The organism is Bradyrhizobium guangxiense (assembly GCF_004114915.1).
Lineage (GTDB): Bacteria > Pseudomonadota > Alphaproteobacteria > Rhizobiales > Xanthobacteraceae > Bradyrhizobium > Bradyrhizobium guangxiense.
The window spans coordinates 4,987,659-5,002,956 of record NZ_CP022219.1; the positions used below are offsets into that span (position 1 = coordinate 4,987,659).

15 protein-coding genes are annotated in these 15,298 nt (G+C 65.1%); 8 read left to right on the forward strand and 7 right to left on the reverse strand.

Annotated elements, in window-relative coordinates:
• Nucleotide 1 precedes the first annotated feature (1 nt).
• Entirely contained in the window at nucleotides 2-3,070 is a 3,069-nt protein-coding gene (locus tag X268_RS23880) for an ATP-binding protein (RefSeq protein ID WP_245477972.1), read from the reverse strand.
• Nucleotides 3,071-3,263: 193 nt separating this feature from the next.
• On the opposite strand from X268_RS23880, the gene X268_RS23885 reads away from it, so the two are divergent.
• Nucleotides 3,264-3,449, forward strand: coding sequence for a hypothetical protein (locus X268_RS23885; RefSeq protein ID WP_128927194.1), 186 nt, complete (start codon nucleotides 3,264-3,266; stop codon nucleotides 3,447-3,449).
• 225 nt (nucleotides 3,450-3,674) lie between these two features.
• Here X268_RS23885 and X268_RS23895 read toward each other — a convergent pair whose 3' ends face one another.
• Nucleotides 3,675-4,115: a hypothetical protein gene (locus X268_RS23895; protein ID WP_128927196.1), complete on the reverse strand. Its 441-nt coding sequence runs from the start codon at nucleotides 4,113-4,115 to the stop codon at nucleotides 3,675-3,677.
• A gap of 377 nt (nucleotides 4,116-4,492) precedes the next feature.
• On the opposite strand from X268_RS23895, the gene glgC reads away from it, so the two are divergent.
• From glgC to X268_RS23910, 3 genes are all read left to right on the forward strand, one after another.
• Nucleotides 4,493-5,755, forward strand: coding sequence for a glucose-1-phosphate adenylyltransferase (gene glgC, locus X268_RS23900; protein WP_128927197.1), 1,263 nt, complete (start codon nucleotides 4,493-4,495; stop codon nucleotides 5,753-5,755).
• Entirely contained in the window at nucleotides 5,752-7,206 is a 1,455-nt protein-coding gene (gene glgA, locus X268_RS23905; RefSeq protein WP_128927198.1) for a glycogen synthase GlgA, read from the forward strand. Before glgC ends, glgA begins: the two co-directional genes overlap by 4 nt.
• Before the next feature lie 61 nt (nucleotides 7,207-7,267).
• Nucleotides 7,268-7,528, forward strand: a complete 261-nt coding sequence (locus X268_RS23910; RefSeq protein WP_128927199.1) for a SemiSWEET transporter — start codon at nucleotides 7,268-7,270, stop codon at nucleotides 7,526-7,528.
• Nucleotides 7,529-7,570: 42 nt separating this feature from the next.
• On the opposite strand, the gene X268_RS23915 is transcribed toward X268_RS23910, so the two are convergent.
• The gene (locus tag X268_RS23915; RefSeq protein WP_128927200.1) at nucleotides 7,571-8,365 is read right to left on the reverse strand and encodes a DODA-type extradiol aromatic ring-opening family dioxygenase; all 795 of its coding nucleotides are present in this window, start codon (nucleotides 8,363-8,365) and stop codon (nucleotides 7,571-7,573) included.
• Between the two features lie 154 nt (nucleotides 8,366-8,519).
• On the opposite strand from X268_RS23915, the gene X268_RS23920 reads away from it, so the two are divergent.
• Nucleotides 8,520-8,699 carry a hypothetical protein gene (locus X268_RS23920; protein ID WP_128927201.1) on the forward strand — a complete coding sequence of 60 codons (180 nt, stop codon included), beginning with the start codon at nucleotides 8,520-8,522 and terminating at the stop codon, nucleotides 8,697-8,699.
• A 20-nt stretch (nucleotides 8,700-8,719) separates the two neighbouring features.
• Here the strand turns inward: X268_RS23920 and X268_RS23925 are convergent, their stop codons facing one another.
• Both X268_RS23925 and X268_RS23930 read right to left on the reverse strand, forming a co-directional pair.
• A complete protein-coding gene (locus X268_RS23925) occupies nucleotides 8,720-10,174 on the reverse strand; it encodes a carboxylesterase/lipase family protein (RefSeq protein ID WP_128927202.1) in 1,455 nt (484 codons plus the stop codon).
• Nucleotides 10,175-10,253: 79 nt separating this feature from the next.
• Nucleotides 10,254-10,502 carry a hypothetical protein gene (locus X268_RS23930; protein WP_128927203.1) on the reverse strand — a complete coding sequence of 83 codons (249 nt, stop codon included), beginning with the start codon at nucleotides 10,500-10,502 and terminating at the stop codon, nucleotides 10,254-10,256.
• Nucleotides 10,503-10,692: 190 nt separating this feature from the next.
• On the opposite strand from X268_RS23930, the gene X268_RS23935 reads away from it, so the two are divergent.
• From X268_RS23935 to X268_RS39625, 3 genes are all read left to right on the forward strand, one after another.
• The gene (locus X268_RS23935; protein ID WP_128927204.1) at nucleotides 10,693-13,380 is read left to right on the forward strand and encodes a flavin-containing monooxygenase; all 2,688 of its coding nucleotides are present in this window, start codon (nucleotides 10,693-10,695) and stop codon (nucleotides 13,378-13,380) included.
• Between the two features lie 131 nt (nucleotides 13,381-13,511).
• Nucleotides 13,512-13,784: a hypothetical protein gene (locus tag X268_RS23940; protein ID WP_128927205.1), complete on the forward strand. Its 273-nt coding sequence runs from the start codon at nucleotides 13,512-13,514 to the stop codon at nucleotides 13,782-13,784.
• Between the two features lie 85 nt (nucleotides 13,785-13,869).
• On the forward strand, nucleotides 13,870-14,175 hold the full coding sequence (locus tag X268_RS39625; RefSeq protein ID WP_164937891.1) for a hypothetical protein: 306 nt from the start codon (nucleotides 13,870-13,872) through the stop codon (nucleotides 14,173-14,175).
• A gap of 266 nt (nucleotides 14,176-14,441) precedes the next feature.
• Here X268_RS39625 and X268_RS39630 read toward each other — a convergent pair whose 3' ends face one another.
• Nucleotides 14,442-14,597, reverse strand: a complete 156-nt coding sequence (locus X268_RS39630; RefSeq protein WP_164938179.1) for a hypothetical protein — start codon at nucleotides 14,595-14,597, stop codon at nucleotides 14,442-14,444.
• Nucleotides 14,598-14,699: 102 nt separating this feature from the next.
• A complete protein-coding gene (locus tag X268_RS23950) occupies nucleotides 14,700-15,224 on the reverse strand; it encodes a septal ring lytic transglycosylase RlpA family protein (protein ID WP_128927206.1) in 525 nt (174 codons plus the stop codon).
• Nucleotides 15,225-15,298 lie beyond the last annotated feature (74 nt).

The window sequence follows — 15,298 nt, forward strand, 5'->3', positions numbered from 1 at the left end:
ATTATCTCGCGCCGGTGTCCCAGCCGGCGTCGAAAAAGGTCGCCGACCGCAGCGGATCGCCCGGATCGAGCGTCTCTGCCAGCGATGCGATCACTCGGCGGGAGCGGTCCCGCCATTTCGCAGCCCTTTGCGCATGTCCGAGGCTCCCATAAAGCACCGCGACCGTGCGGTAGACCTGCCAGGCTGCATGCGGCAGCCTGGCATGACGGACGATCGAAACCGCCGCCGCCAAATGCTCCCCGGCGAGTTGCGCATCCTGCTGCAGGATCGCAATTCTTGCCATGACCTCGTGGCACAGCGCGAGAAACGGGAGGTCGGGTGCCGCGCTCGTCACTGCAAGAAACTGGCTGGCGGAACTCCGGGCGCGATCCAGATCGCCGATCGCGATCCAATAGTCGCAGCAAGTCAGGAGATAATGGGGGATGACCAGCGATTCCATCGGCACGCGATCGACCTCCATTCGCCGCTCCATCGCGTCGAGATGCTGCCGCGTCCGCGCCAGGTCGCCCATCCTGACATAGGCTCGCGCCAGCAAATTCCTGCCGACGAAGAAGGTGAACGGATTGGCCTCGATCATCCCACCGAGCGCGTCCTCAGCACGCCGCGCCGCGCTCCCGTATTCCCCGGCCTCGGAATACAGCCATCCAATGGTGAGCTGACACAGCGCGACGGCCTGTGGATTTGCATTCCGCTCCGAGATGGCCAACGCGGAGGCGACGTTTCTTTTCGCCCGCCCCCATTCGCCGAGATAGATCTGCGCAAAGGCCTCGACGGCTTCATAGAGCACGAACAGATAGACGTCGCCGACCGCGCGGGCGAGGTCCTTGCCCCTGGTCGTCGCATCGCAGCAGGCCGGATAATTCGCGCGGAGGAACTCCAGCACCATCTCCATCGAGCAGCGTCGCAACCGCATGCTCAGGTCCTGCTCTCCGGTGATCAGTGCTGAGGCCTGCTCGGAAAGGGAGGCATTCTCGCGGTCCCAGCCGCAGAGCATCAGCTTCAAATTGGCAACGTTCCCCTGGACCAGCGCGCTGAACGCGGCGTCGTCGATCGCACGGCTCTTCACGAGGGCCTGTTCGGCAATAGGCAGGCTCTGGCGTCGATCGACGTAAAGACAAAACCGGCTGAGGTCGACCAGTGCGTTCACCTCTTCGCGCTCGTGCCCGTTCTCCGCCGCATGCGCGACGACCGCGTTGAGATCCTGCAGCGAATTCAGGAAATCTCCGCTGGCCCGCCAGGCCCAGGCGCGCTGAAGCAGCAACTTCAGACGTGCCGCCACCCGAAACTCCGGCGGCAAATGCGGCACCAGATCCAAGGCACGGGATAGATAGCTCGCCGCCTCGCGCGTGCTGAACCGCCGCGCCGAGCCCTCGGCGGCAGCGCCCAGATAGTGCATTGCCTTCGGGAAATCGCGGCCCAGTTCGAAGTGGCGGGCGAGCACGGGGGCGATCTCCCGAGCCTGCAGCCCGTATCCCTGCTCGAGCCCGGCTCCGAGCAGCGCATGGGTTTTTGCGCGGCGCGCGGGCGCAAGCCGCTGGTACAGGATCTCCTGGTAGAGCGCGTGCTGGAACGCATAACGCCCGGAGACGTCTCCGCTCGGCCACTCCGTCATGCCGTCGACGAGGAGGATGCGATCGGTTCGCGCCAGGTCCTCGCACATCTGCTCGACATCCAGCACGGAGCGGTCGAGGGCGCCTGCGATATGGAGCGCGGAAACCTCCGCGCCCGCCGCACTTGCGACCTCGAGCAGGCTGCGTTCGTCCGCAGTGAGGTGATCGATCTGCTGCCTGATCATTCCTTCCAGGTCGCGCGGCATGCTGTCTTGCGAGGCCGCGTCTTCGCGGACCAGCTGCCAGCCTGCGTCGCTCTCCACGAGCGCGCCCTGCGCCACGAGATGGTCGATGAGTGAGGTCACGAACAAGGGCTGTCCGCCGGTTCGCGCGAAGATGCGTTCGACCAGCTTCTTGGCGAAATCGGCGGAGTTGAAGCGCAGGGACAGATAGCGTTCGACGTCGATATCGGTCAGTCGGTCGAGCGCGAGCTCGGTGGCGTATCCGTGAATCCGCAGATCCTGGTGAACCGCGCGAACGGGATGTCCGCCGACCGCGACTTCCATGGGCCGATAGGTGGCCAACACGAGGATGGCCGCCTTCCCATCCCGGCGCGCAAGGCGCGAGAGCACATCCACGGTGGCAAAGTCGCTCCAGTGCAGGTCTTCCAGCACGATCACCCATGGTCGCCGGGCGGCGAGACGTTCCATGAGATCGGCAAATTCACGCAGCATGCGCTCGCGGGTTGCGCCAAAGACCTCATGCTGGAATGCCGCCCGGTCTGCTTCGCCGAGGAAGCCGGGCATTTGCGCGAGCCAGGTCGGCGCGTGCTCGCGTATGGAAGCCAGCAGCGATGCTCCATCGGTTCGACGGCAACACTCGTTCAGCGCTCCGATCAGCGGAAGAAAGGCCTCATGGGTGCCGAACAATTCGTTGCAGCCACAGTGCAGCACGCCCAGCCCCTGCTGGTTCATCCGGTCGAGGGTCATTTGCAAGAGGGTGGTCTTGCCGATCCCCGCCTCGCCGGTGATGAAGACGATCTGGCGCTGTCCGGCACGCGCGAGTTGCAGTGCCTTGTCCAGCATCTCGAGCGCCCCGGTGCGCCCCACCCTCCATTGCCGGCGTCGATCGATAGCCTGCTCCGTGGCGGAAGCCCCCTCCACGTCAGCCGCCCGCGCGATCGCAGGCGGTTCGGCGGTCGCGACCGCCGCAATGAAACGATAGCCGCGCCGTGGGACCGTCTCGATATAGTTGGGGGACTGCCTGTCGTCACCGAGTGCCGCGCGGAGCGCGTTGACGGCGACGGCGAGGCTGGACTCACTGACGTGAAGCTCGGACCAGACCGCGTCGAGCAACTCGTCCTTGGTGACGAGCTCGCCGGGACGATCGACCAGACAGCAGAGAACCTCGAACGGCTTCGGCGGCAGCGCGATCCGCTCCGCTCCTCGCCACAACAGCGCGTTGGCCCGATCGAGCCGGAATTCACCAAAGGCAAGCGCGTCTCTACGCACAGCTTCCACCTCCGGATACTGCCCGATCTTAAGGGAAAGCTCAGCCAAATGTAAGGACGCCCTAAAGACCTGCGCCCTGCGCCGGCCCTAGCATCGCCCTGTTCATTTCAGAGGCGCCGGCAAGGCGCCGGACCGCCTTTTCATCGTGCCGCCATTTCAATCGGCGGGCAGTTGATGCCCGAATTTTGGCAGGGAGTTGGCTATGAGCATTTTGAGGCCCCAGGCGATTTCGCCTCTCGCCGTCGCCGTCGCCGTACGCCGTTACGACGTCAGGGTCATATTGAGCGTCACCGTCCTCAGCCGCGTTTTCCTCGTTGCCATCTATCTTGCGTGCGCCGGCCCCAGCCTGTCCGGGGCCGACCTCACCAACGTCATCGCGCTGCCATGAACTCGGGACCGCTCGAATGGTGCATCGAGATCGCGGTCATCGCCGCGATCTGCATCGGGATTTTCGCAACCGCGTATGTCCATATCAGCGCGCCGGATCGGGACTCTCGCCGCGCGCCTGGAGGCCCGGCCGCCTGCTTTCAGCGCTCCGCGAGCAGCGCAAATATCGGAACGCTCTCGCACGGCCGGCACCCCGCTTGATCGGGGTGCCTGCCTGCGCGTGCGATCACCAATATCGGCGATAATAGTGTCGGTGATAGACCCGGTACGGCCGGTAGTAGCCATAGCTGTAATACGGACGATAGGGCCGATAATAGCGGGGATAGGCATAGGCCGGGGCATATCCATAGCCGCCGTAATAGGCCGGGGCATAGCCGTAGCCGTAGCCGGGATAGCCATAGCCGCCATAATAGGGGCCGCCGTAATAGCCATAGCCGTACGGCGCGCCGCTGGCGATGGCGCCACCGATGATCATGCCGGCCGCAAGACCGCCGAGGCCCCAGCCCCAGCCGCCACCGCGCCAATGCACCTGCGTGACGTCGTCGCCGACCGCGGCCTTCATGGTCGCGACGTTGGTCGGCAGAGGCGCCGCCGCCGCCTGCTGAATTTGGCCGGCAACGACCATGCCGGCGAGCGAACAGGCAATTGCCGTTTTCCAGATCCTCATCGTCTCAACTCCTGTCTGACGTTTCGCTTGGAAAAGGATCGCAGCGTCATGATCGGGCATCCTTGCGCCAAGTCAAAGTCCGGACTTTCGAAGCCGGATTTGCGTGCGGCGCACAACTCTCCTTCACGCCTCGTTTTCTGCCTCGTCGCGAGACGGTCCCCGACGCACGGGTCGGGCCGACGCGCCCGCTCGGCCCCGCGTAACCGCGGTGCGATTCCGGAGCCCGGCGGCAGGGGCAAAGCATTAAGCTTCCCGCGTTCGCAACCAACAACCTACTTCACGATTTACTATGCGTACCGTTACTATCGGTTCCAAGGGCGCGGGGCTTCTCGCGACAAATGGCCTCGGTCTGCGCCGGGCGTGAGTGGGAGGATAATATGAGTGCCGTCGGTAATGAGCCGCTCGCCCGTCAGGCGCTGGCATTCGTCCTGGCCGGAGGTCGCGGCAGCCGGCTCCTGGAGCTGACGGATCGGCGTGCCAAGCCTGCCGTTTATTTCGGCGGCAAGTCCCGCATCATCGATTTCGCGCTGTCGAACGCCGTCAATTCGGGCATCCGCCGCATCGCGGTGGCGACCCAGTACAAGGCGCACAGCCTGATCCGGCATCTTCAGATGGGCTGGAACTTCTTCCGTCCCGAACGCAACGAGAGCTTCGACATCCTCCCCGCGAGCCAGCGCGTGTCGGAGAATATGTGGTATGTCGGCACGGCGGACGCGGTCTACCAGAACATCGACATCATCGAATCCCACGCCTGCCGCTTCATCGTGGTGCTGGCCGGCGACCACATCTATAAAATGGACTACGAGGTGATGCTGCGTCAGCACGTCGAGAGCGGCGCCGACGTCACGGTCGGCTGCCTTGAGATGCCGCGCGCGGAATCCTCGGGGTTCGGCATCATGCATATCGACGAGAACGGCTGGATTCAGGAGTTTCTGGAGAAGCCGAAAGATCCGCCACCGATGCCGGGCAAGCCGGACGTTTCGCTCGCCAGCATGGGCATCTACGTGTTCAACGCCAAACTCCTGTTCGACCAGCTGAAGCGCGACGCCGAGGACCCGAACTCCAACCACGATTTCGGCAGGGACATCATTCCCTATCTCGTCAAGAACGGCCGCGCCATCGCGCACCAGTTCTCGACGTCCTGCGTGCGCTCCAGCAGCAACAACGGCGCCTATTGGCGCGATGTCGGCACCGTCGACGCTTACTGGTCCGCCAACATCGATCTCACCGACGTCGTGCCGGAGCTCGATCTGTTCGACCGCGCCTGGCCGATCTGGTCCTATGCGGAGATCACGCCGCCGGCCAAATTCGTCCATGACGAGGAAAGCCGGCGCGGCCAGGCCGTGAGCTCGCTGGTCTCCGGCGGCTGCATCATCTCTGGCGCCTCGCTGCGCCGCTCGCTGCTGTTCACCGGCGTGCGCGTCAATTCCTACGCCAATGTCGAGAACGCCGTGATCATGCCCTATGTGAATGTCGGCCGCGGTGCGCGGCTGAAGAACGTCGTGATCGATCGCGGCGTCGAGATTCCGGAAGGGCTCGTCGTCGGCGAGGACCCGCAGCATGATGCCCAGCGCTTTCGCACCACCGAGCAGGGCATCTCGCTCATCACCCAGCCGATGCTCGACAGGCTCAATACATGACGCCTGTTCGCGTCCTCGCGGTCGCTTCCGAAGTCTATCCCATCGTCAAGACCGGCGGCCTCGCCGATGTCGCCGGTGCGCTGCCGGTCGCGTTGAAGGCACACGACGTCGAGATGCGCACCTTGATGCCGGGTTATCCCGACGTGATGCGGATTGTCGCCGGCACGCAGGAAATCTGGCGCTGGCCGAACTATTTCGGCGGACCTGGCCGGCTGCTCGCAGGCTCCTACGACGGGCTCGACCTGTTCGTGCTCGACGTGCCGCATCTCTATGCGCGGCCGGGCAATCCCTATGTCACCCCTGATGGCGTCGACTGGCCGGACAATGGCCTGCGCTTCGCGGCGCTGTCGCGCGTCGCCGCCGATATCGGCCACGGCCTCGTGCCCGCGTTCGTGCCGGATGTCGTGCACGCCCATGACTGGCAGGCCGGGCTCGCGCCGGCCTATCTGCACTATGACAATCGCCCGCGGCCGGCCACCGTGATGACCATCCACAACATGGCCTATCAGGGCAAGTTCGCACGTGAGCTGATCGGGTCGATCGGCCTGCCCTGGGGCTCGTTCAACGTTCATGGCCTCGAATATTTCGGCGGCATCAGCTTCCTGAAGGCCGGCCTGCAATTCGCCGACCGCATCACCACGGTGTCGCCGACCTACGCGCGGGAGATCCAGAGCGACGAAGGCGGCATGGGGCTCGGCGGTCTCTTGCGCGAACGCGCGCATGTGCTGAGCGGCATCCTCAACGGCATCGACATCTCGGTGTGGAATCCGCAAGCAGATCCGCACATCGCCTACCGTTACGGCGCCGACGAGCTCACGTTCCGGGCCGCCAACAAGGCGGTGCTGCAGCAGCAATTCAATCTCGATTCCTCGGACGAGGCACCGCTGCTCGGCGTCATCAGCCGGCTGTCGTGGCAGAAGGGGCTCGATCTCCTGCTCGAGACCATTCCGACTATCTTGGGCGAAGGCATGCAGCTCGCGCTGCTCGGCAGCGGCGACCGCGATCTCCAGGACCGCTATCAGGCTGCGGCCCGCGCCAATCCCGGCCGGATCGGCGTCGTGATCGGCTATGACGAAATCCTGGCGCACCTGCTCCAGGCCGGATCGGACGCGCTGATCGTGCCCTCGCGTTTCGAGCCATGCGGCCTGACCCAGCTCTGCGCGCTGCGCTATGGCGCGGTCCCGATCGTCTCGCGCGTCGGCGGGCTCGAGGACACTATCGTCGATATCGGCGAGGCCGACGCATCCGGCCGCGATGCCACCGGTTTCAAGTTCGCGCCTGTGACGGCGGAGGCCCTCGCCGGCACGCTGCGCAAGGCCAACACCGCCTTCCACGACAAGCAGACCTGGCGGCGTCTGCAACGCAACGGCCTTGCGACCGACGTCTCCTGGCGCAACCGCGCCGGCGACTATGCCGCGCTGTATCGCAGCCTGATGACGGAGCGCGCCTGAGGCGGCCAGGCCCGCGGCCCCGGAAGCACGATCCTCGCCGAATCCATGCTATAGAGCCGGCATGGAACCCGTCGTGATCAAGCTGATCGGCTTTGCCGCCGCCACCTGCACCACCGTGGCCTACGCGCCGCAAGCCATCAAGGTGTGGAAGACCCGCTCCACCGGCGACATCTCGCTCGGCATGTTTCTGGTGATGGTGCTGGGCCTGGCGCTCTGGCTGATCTACGGCCTGCTATCCGGCGATGCGCCGCTCGTCGCCGCCAACGCCATCACCATGGTGCTCGCCGGCGGCATTTTGTTCATGAAGCTGAAATACGGGTGAGGCTTTCTTCGCCTTTCCCTGCAAGCGGAGCGAGGGAGAAGATCATCCAAACACATACGAGGCCATCGCCACGCTCGCGACCTCGTCGACGAAGACGCGCTTGCCGACGTCGCTGCCGGCGGCGCCGGCGGCCACCATCAGCGGCAGCAGATGGTCCTCGCGCGGATGCGCAAGGCGCGCGCTCGGCGCGTTCTCCCAGTCAATCAGCATCGCGTTGCGGCGAGCGGGATCCGGGTTGCTGATCGCCTCGTTCAGATAGGCCTCGAAATCGTAGGAGACGGGCTTGGACTCCGGCCGATTGAAGCCACGCATGTTGTGATAGGTCAGCCCGCTGCCGACGATGAGAATGCCCTCGTCGCGCAGCGCTGCGATCGCCTGGCCGACCTTGATATGCTCGGCCGCATCGTAAGCAGACTTCAGCGAGAGCAGCACGATCGGCATGTCGGCGTTTGGATACATCAGCCCGAGCGGCACGAAGGTGCCGTGATCGAAACCCTGATTGGGATCTTCCCGGCAATCGAGGCCCGCGCCGACGAGCAACGCCTTCACCCTCGCCGCAAGCTCGGGCTGGCCGGGCGCCGGATATTTGAGGTGGTAGGTGTGCTCGGGGAAACCGTAATAATCATACACCATCGGCGGGTGCGCCGAGGTCGACACGGTGAAGGCATCGGCCTCCCAGTGGCCGGTGATGACGAGCACGGCCTTCGGCCTTTCGGGGAGCAGCTGCGGCAAGCGGCCGAACTCCGCGGCGGTCCTGGCATACTGCACCCGCCTGTCCTCCATGAACGGCCAGGGCCCGCCGCCGTGCGACAGGAAGAGGGTCGGAAATCGCGTCATGGGACTCGTCTCGTCGGCAATATGCGCGTGCCAGCGCCCGCGCGCTCGGCGCGAGCATAGGCGAACCGGGATGGTTAGCAAGCCGTTAACGATTTGCCGCCCAAAATCTGAGCCGTGGCCGAAGCAGTCGGCCTGAAGACAAGTGAGACGTAAGATGAAGAAGTTTGCGCGGGGGGACGTCGTCAACAGTGACAAGGGCCGCCGCGGCATCATTCGCGCCGCCTTCAAGTCGCGGGAAGGCCAGCAGTTCTACGCCGTCGAGAAGGACGGCGCGATGGACTATCTGGAGGAAGACCGACTGACCCCGCCCCCCCGCGTCGAGCTCGCGGCTTAAATCCACTCCATTTCATCGCGCTAGCGCGCGAGCCGGTCCAGACGCTCCGCGACGGGATCGTCGCCGCTCGCCATGCGATCGTTCGTGATCAGCAGCAGGCGGTCGCGGCCTGCCGCAGCGTCCCAATGCGGCAGATCAGCACCGTTGGGATCACCGCTCCTGGCGAAGTTGATCCAATAGGACCGCATGCGGCTTGCGACCTCGCGATCACCGCGCGAGAAGATGCCCGCCCCGGGCACGCCCTCCGCACCGAAAATGAACTGCAGCTCGCGCCCGTGTCCGCCTTCGGGATTGGCGCGCCGGGCCTCCGGCACATAGGCGAAGCGATAGCGAAAGGTCGCCGCACCGCCTGCGGCATGCAGGCGCGTCAGCAGTCTTGCGGGCTCGGAAAAGACCTTGTCGGTATAAAACCTTGCCGCAAGGTCCGAAGGCCTGAGCAGGTCGGGATAGAGCTCGCGCAGCTCATCGCCCGTGATGCCTGACGATGCGACGTTCTTGACATCGGCCTCGCTGTCGAAGCCGGTCTCGTCGTCGTTCGAGCCGATGATCAGGGGAATGCGGCTTTGATGTCCGGCCGCAAAGCCCGTCGCGACATCCTCGGTCACCAGACTTCCATCCATCATCGGCGCGAAGCTGCGCGGCGATTTCTCCAGCAGATGTTTCTCGGCAGCCAGCAAGCGTCGCGGCTCGGCAGCGCGCAAGTCTACCTTCGGTCCGAGCGCTGCCACGACTTGCCGGCCGACAGTGTCCGCCTCCTGCGCCGATTGCAGCCGGGCGCGAGCGGGGATCGATTGCAGAATGGCTTTCTGAAAGAGATCGCGCGATTGCGCAGACAGCATCAGAAGCGCGATCGACGTCGCACCTGCGCCACTGCCGAACAGCGTGACGTTGTTCGGATCGCCGCCGAAGGCCGCGATGTTGTCGTGAACCCAATGCAGTGCCGCGATCTGGTCCATCAGGCCGTAATTGCCGGAGCCGCCTTCCGACAGCGCGGGATAAGAGAGCCAGCCGAATGTACCGAGGCGATAATTGGCGGTCACCACGATGAGGCCAGCCTGCGCCAGCCTGGCGCCGTCGAAGCGAAGATCGTTCGCGGTGCCGCTGACGAAGCTGCCGCCATGGATGAACATCATCACCGGCAGCGGGCCGTCGACCCCGAACGGACGGAACACGTTCAGCGTGAGACAATCCTCGCCCGCATCGGGCAGCGCCGGCTGAAGGCACGGCGCGCCGTACTCGTAGGCGGTGCGCATCTCCGAACTTTCCGGCGTCGGCTGCGGCGGGCGCCAGCGCAGCGCGCCGACCGGCGGCGCCGCGTAGGCCAGTCCCTTGAACGAGGCGACCTCGCCTTCGACTGCGCCGAGCATCTGTCCTTCACGCGTCAACGCGAATGGAAACTGTCCGACCGGCTGAGCCACGGCCGAGCCGGCACAGAGCAGCGCGCAAACAGCAACAAGCGAAAGCAGGAAACGCATCTTCGAGACATCTCGATGCGCGGACGGGCTCCCTGCAGGTTATGCCCGCGACGGTCGGCGAGGCAAGTGTTGCGGCCGCCTAACGGCTTTTGCCGATGAGCTCCGCCAGCGCGCGCCGTGCGACGATGCCGAGCTCACCGAGCGTGGAGTGTCCCGCCTGCGCTGCCTCGATCAGACGCTCGGCGATGAATCTGCGGCTGTCGTGATCGCCGCCATGCGGCAATTGCCGGCACGTCTCCTCGAGGACGACGTCCATGTTCGCTTTGGTCCGCTCACTCAACTCTGGCATCACACTTGGTCGCTGCGCGTGGCTTGTAACCGCAAGCATACACAGGGGGATCGAGCATGATTAGCCCGGGTAATCACGGCCATTGTGCATCGCGATGCGTGTAGCGCCGCAACATTCACGCCGCCGCGATGCCGCCGCAAAACAACCACCAAAGATTGCACTTGCTCTGATGACAAGCTGAACCTGCAGCGATAGCCTGCAGGCAAAACAACATACGGGAGGAAATGCGATGCCTGACGCAATGGTTGCCACACGTGCCTCCGAACAGCGCGGAACCGCTCAGCAGGTCGACGTCGCCGTGGTCGGCGCCGGGTTTGCCGGCCTCTATCTTCTGCATCGCCTGCGCAAGGCCGGCTTTTCGACAGTCGCCCTCGAAGAAGCCGGCGACGTCGGCGGCACCTGGTACTGGAACCGCTATCCCGGCGCGCGCTGCGACATCCAGACCATCGACTACAGCTACACCTTCGATCCGGAACTCGAGACGGCCTGGACCTGGTCGGAGAAATACGCGACCCAGCCGGAGATCCTGCGCTATCTCGGCTTCGTCGCCGACCGCTACGACCTCAGGCGCGACATCCGCTTCGGCACCAAGGTCACCGAAGCCAGATGGGACGAGACGGCCGAGCGCTGGCTCATCACCACCGACCACGGGCCGCCTGTCTCCTGCCATCACTACATCATGGCCACCGGCTGTCTCTCGGCGCCGAAGCCGCCGGAGATCGACGGCGTCAAGGATTTCGGCGGCGAGGTCTATTTCACCGGACGCTGGCCGCATGGCGGCGTCAATCTCGCGGGCAAGCGCGTCGCCGTGATCGGCACCGGATCGTCGGCCATCCAGTCGATCCCGCTCATCGCCGAGCAGGCCGCACATCTGACCGTGTTCCAGCGCACGCCGAACTTCGCGCTGCCCGCCCATAACGGTCCCGCACCGTCGGACCGCATGAGCCTGCTGCAGTCCGACCGCGCGGCCTATCGCGAGCAGGCGCGCCAGTCGATGGCCGGCGTGCCCTATCCGCAGCAGATGGCGGTGAGCTGGCAGCTCAGCGATGCCGAGCGCCGCGCGCGCTTCGAGGAAGCCTGGGGCAAAGGCGATCTCGTCTACATCCTCACCCAGCTCTGGGCCGACCAGGCGGTCGACGTCGAGGGCAACCAGCTGATCTGCGATCTCATCCGCGAGAAGATCGCGGCGGCCGTGAAGGATCCCGAAACGGCCGCGGCGCTGATGCCGCACGACCATCCCTTCGGCGCCAAGCGCCCCTGCCTCGATACCAATTATTACGCGACCTATAACCGGCCGAACGTCACGCTGGTCAATCTGCGCCAGGAGCCGATCAAGGCGATCACCGCCAACGGAATCACGACCGGCAAGCGCAGCTTCGACGTCGACGTCATCGTGTTCGCGACCGGGTTCGACGCCATGACCGGCGCGATCCGCGCCGTGCATCCGATCACCGGGCGCGGCGGCAAGTCGCTGACCGATGTCTGGGCGCAGGGACCGCAGACCTATCTCGGCCTCACCGTCGCGGGCTTCCCGAACTTCTTCATGATCACCGGGCCCGGCAGCCCGTCGGTGCTGTCGAACATGGCGGTGTCGATCGAGCAGCATGTCGACTGGGTGGTCGATCGCCTCGCCGGCTTGCGCGATGCCGGCTTCACCACGATAGAGCCGACCGAGACGGCGCAGGCCGGCTGGAACAGGCACATGGCCGACTGCTCGATGCTGACGCTGCACCGGCTTGCCAACACCTGGTACACGGGTGCCAACGTGCCCGGCAAGGTGCAGGGCCTGATGCCCTATACCGGCGGCGTCGGCCCCTATCGCAGCATCTGCGACGAGGTGGTGAGCCGCGGTATGCTCGGCTTCAAGCTCACCGGCCCCAATGGCGCCGTGCAATGCAATGACGGCGAGGTGGTGCGGCTGCAGCCCGACGTGCGGCTGGTGCTGAACCTGCTCACCTCGCTCAATCTGCCGCCGATCGAATCGATGGGCGCGCTCGGCGCCCGCGAGTTCGTGAACGAGTTCAACAAGGGCCGCCCGGCGGGCCGGCCGATCGGCGACATCGTCGACGGCACCCTGCCCGTGACGGGCGGCGCGCTGCCGTACCGCGTCTACAAGCCGGCAAATCCGGGACCGCATCCGGTCGTGGTCTATTTCCACGGCGGCGGCTGGGTGCTCGGCGACGAGCAGTCGGACGAGCCGTTCTGCCGTGACATGGTGCGGCGGACCGGCATGATGTTCGTCAGCGTCGGCTATCGTCACGCGCCGGAGCATCGCTTCCCGACCGCGGCCGAGGACGGCTATGCGGCCACGCGCTGGATCGCCGAGCACGCCGCCGAGCTCGGCGGCAGACCGGGCCCGGTGCTGGTGGCAGGCTGGAGCGCCGGCGGCAACGTCGCCGCCGTCACCTGCCAGCTCGCGCGCGACCGCGGCGGGCCCGAGATCGCCGGCCAGCTCCTGATCTGTCCGGTCACCGACTGCACCTTCGATCGGCCCTCCTATAACGACAATGCGACGGGCTATTTCCTGACGCGCTCGCTGATGTACTGGTTCTGGGACCTCTACTGCTCGCCGGCCGACCGCACCGATCCGCGCGTCTCGCCGCTGCGCGGCAAGGTCGCCGGCCTGCCGCCCGCCTTCGTGGTGACCTGCGAGTTCGATCCCCTGCGCGACGAAGGCGTCGCTTATGCCGAGGCGATGTCGGCCGCAGGCGTCCCGGTCGAGCAGCTCAGCGCGCGCGGCCATTTCCACTCCTCCTTCACCATGGTTGACGTGGTGATCACGGGCGTGCCGGGACGGGTGCAGATGGCTGAAGCCTTGCGGCGCTTCGCCGGTCTGCCGCCGGAGGTCAGCAGCAGTGACGAGCACAACCATGGCCAGGCCAGCCCAGGGCACAGAATCGCGGCCGCGGCGAGCTGATCACGACACCGCGACCGGGAACCTTTTCCCGGCTGCTGCGTTCAGCGTGTGTGGCATTGAGACGTAGCGACAGGTGTAACCCCCGGCACGCAAATCTGCGTGCCGGGGCGTTTTTTGCATGAGGCGGGGCGATGGGGGACGTGTTTACGGAGTCAAAGGTCGATTTTGGCGCGCTTGCAGTGCTGAACAAATGGCCGTCGCTGGCCAATCAGCGCCAGCCCGACCGGGAGCCTTATCAGCTCATCGAAGGCACGCTCGACGAGTGCATCTCGGCGTTCATGGACAAGCCGGCGGCAACCCGGCACCTCTATGAGATCCGGACCGCAGCGCAGCCGCCGCTCGTCACCGAAATCCTCTCACCTGAGCACGTCATCGAGCTCGCGCGCTTGAGAGAATTTCTCTGACGGCACTTCACAGCAACGCGCAGGAACCTTCGTCCGGTTCTTCCCGTTAATGGGGATCGGAAGCCAAGTCGCGAGTGCCCTGAGGATGCTTGAAGCTGGCGTACCATCTCCCGTCGTGCCCTATGGCGCAGACCAGACCCTGTTCGTGGTGATCGATCGCCGCGACAATTCAACCGAGATCCGGATCGAACGGAGCGATCTCGAGGCCACGATCGGCGAGCTCGTCGCCGGCTGCTTCAACGATCCCATCAAGGTGATTTCGTTCAATACGCTCGAACATTGGATGAAGGACATCTCGACCGACGTCGCCGGCGAGATCCGCGCGCGCTGCGATATCGATGGCGTGACGATGCCGGACTATCTCAGCGACTTCGTCGAGAGCCATTCCTGACGACACCACGTCGTCGATAAGCTTCACACCGCAGGCAGCAAAAAAGCGCCGCTTGCGCGGCGCTCTTCGTGTCTAATCTCAGTGGTGCCAGAACAATGCCAGCAGCAAAACGATCGGCAGCGGCACGCCAAGCAGCCAAAGCAAAGCACCTCGTCCAAAACCCATGATGTCCTCCTCTCTCTCCGTGTCCAGATGACGCAGGAGAGGCGAAGAAGTTCCGCGCTTCGCAGGACGGACGAATGCGCTCAGAGCATGGTTTACGGAAGTTATGCGCGCCGATACTTGCCGGTGATGACCTCGATCTCGCGGCGGCGCTCGTCGGCAAAGGTCAGGAGCTTTTCGATCGTGAGCGTATCCGTGATCCGTTTGGCGAGCCGCTCGGCGCGCGCGGCCTGATCTTCGAGATACTGGATCGTCTTCAAGCGTCCGCCTCCCCAACAGCCCCAAATTGTTCGGACGAGCATGGTGCTTGAGAAGCCGCTAACAGCCGGTTAAACGCGGCGGGCGAAGGCGATGTATCGAACTCATCGTACGACGTCGAGCCTGACATTGGTGATGCCCTTGTCGACCATGCCGAGCGCCTCGGCCGCGGAAGGCGAGATGTCGACCACGCGTCCGCGAACATAGGGCCCGCGATCGTTGACCCGGACGGTGACGAAGCGGCCGGACGAAACGTCGGTGACGCGCAATTTGGTGCCGAACGGCAGGCTCGGATGCGCCGCGGTCAATTCGTTCTTGTCGAACTTCTCGCCGCTCGCGGTCTCGGTGTCCGAATAGAAGCTGGCAAGGCCGTGCGAAGAGGCCTGCTTGGCCTCGACCTCGGAGCTGGGGACGCGCGCCCGGCTGATCGGCCTTGGATGCAGCGCCGCCACCCTGTGCGGCCGCTCGACGGCGGCCTGCCGGCCGGTCGCCGCCAGATCGGCCTTCTGGCGGCCGACCGGCGATTGCGCGCAGGCGGCCAGCGAGGCGGCGGCGATGATGGCGAGCAGCAGCCGGCACGGGGCTGCGAGGGAAATCCGGGCAGTTTCGGCACGTGCAATGCGAGACATGGTACGCCCCTCCGAACTGGGGCGGATTTTCGGTGGGCAATGAGGGCAGAACCTTGTCGGAACAAAAGCAGGCG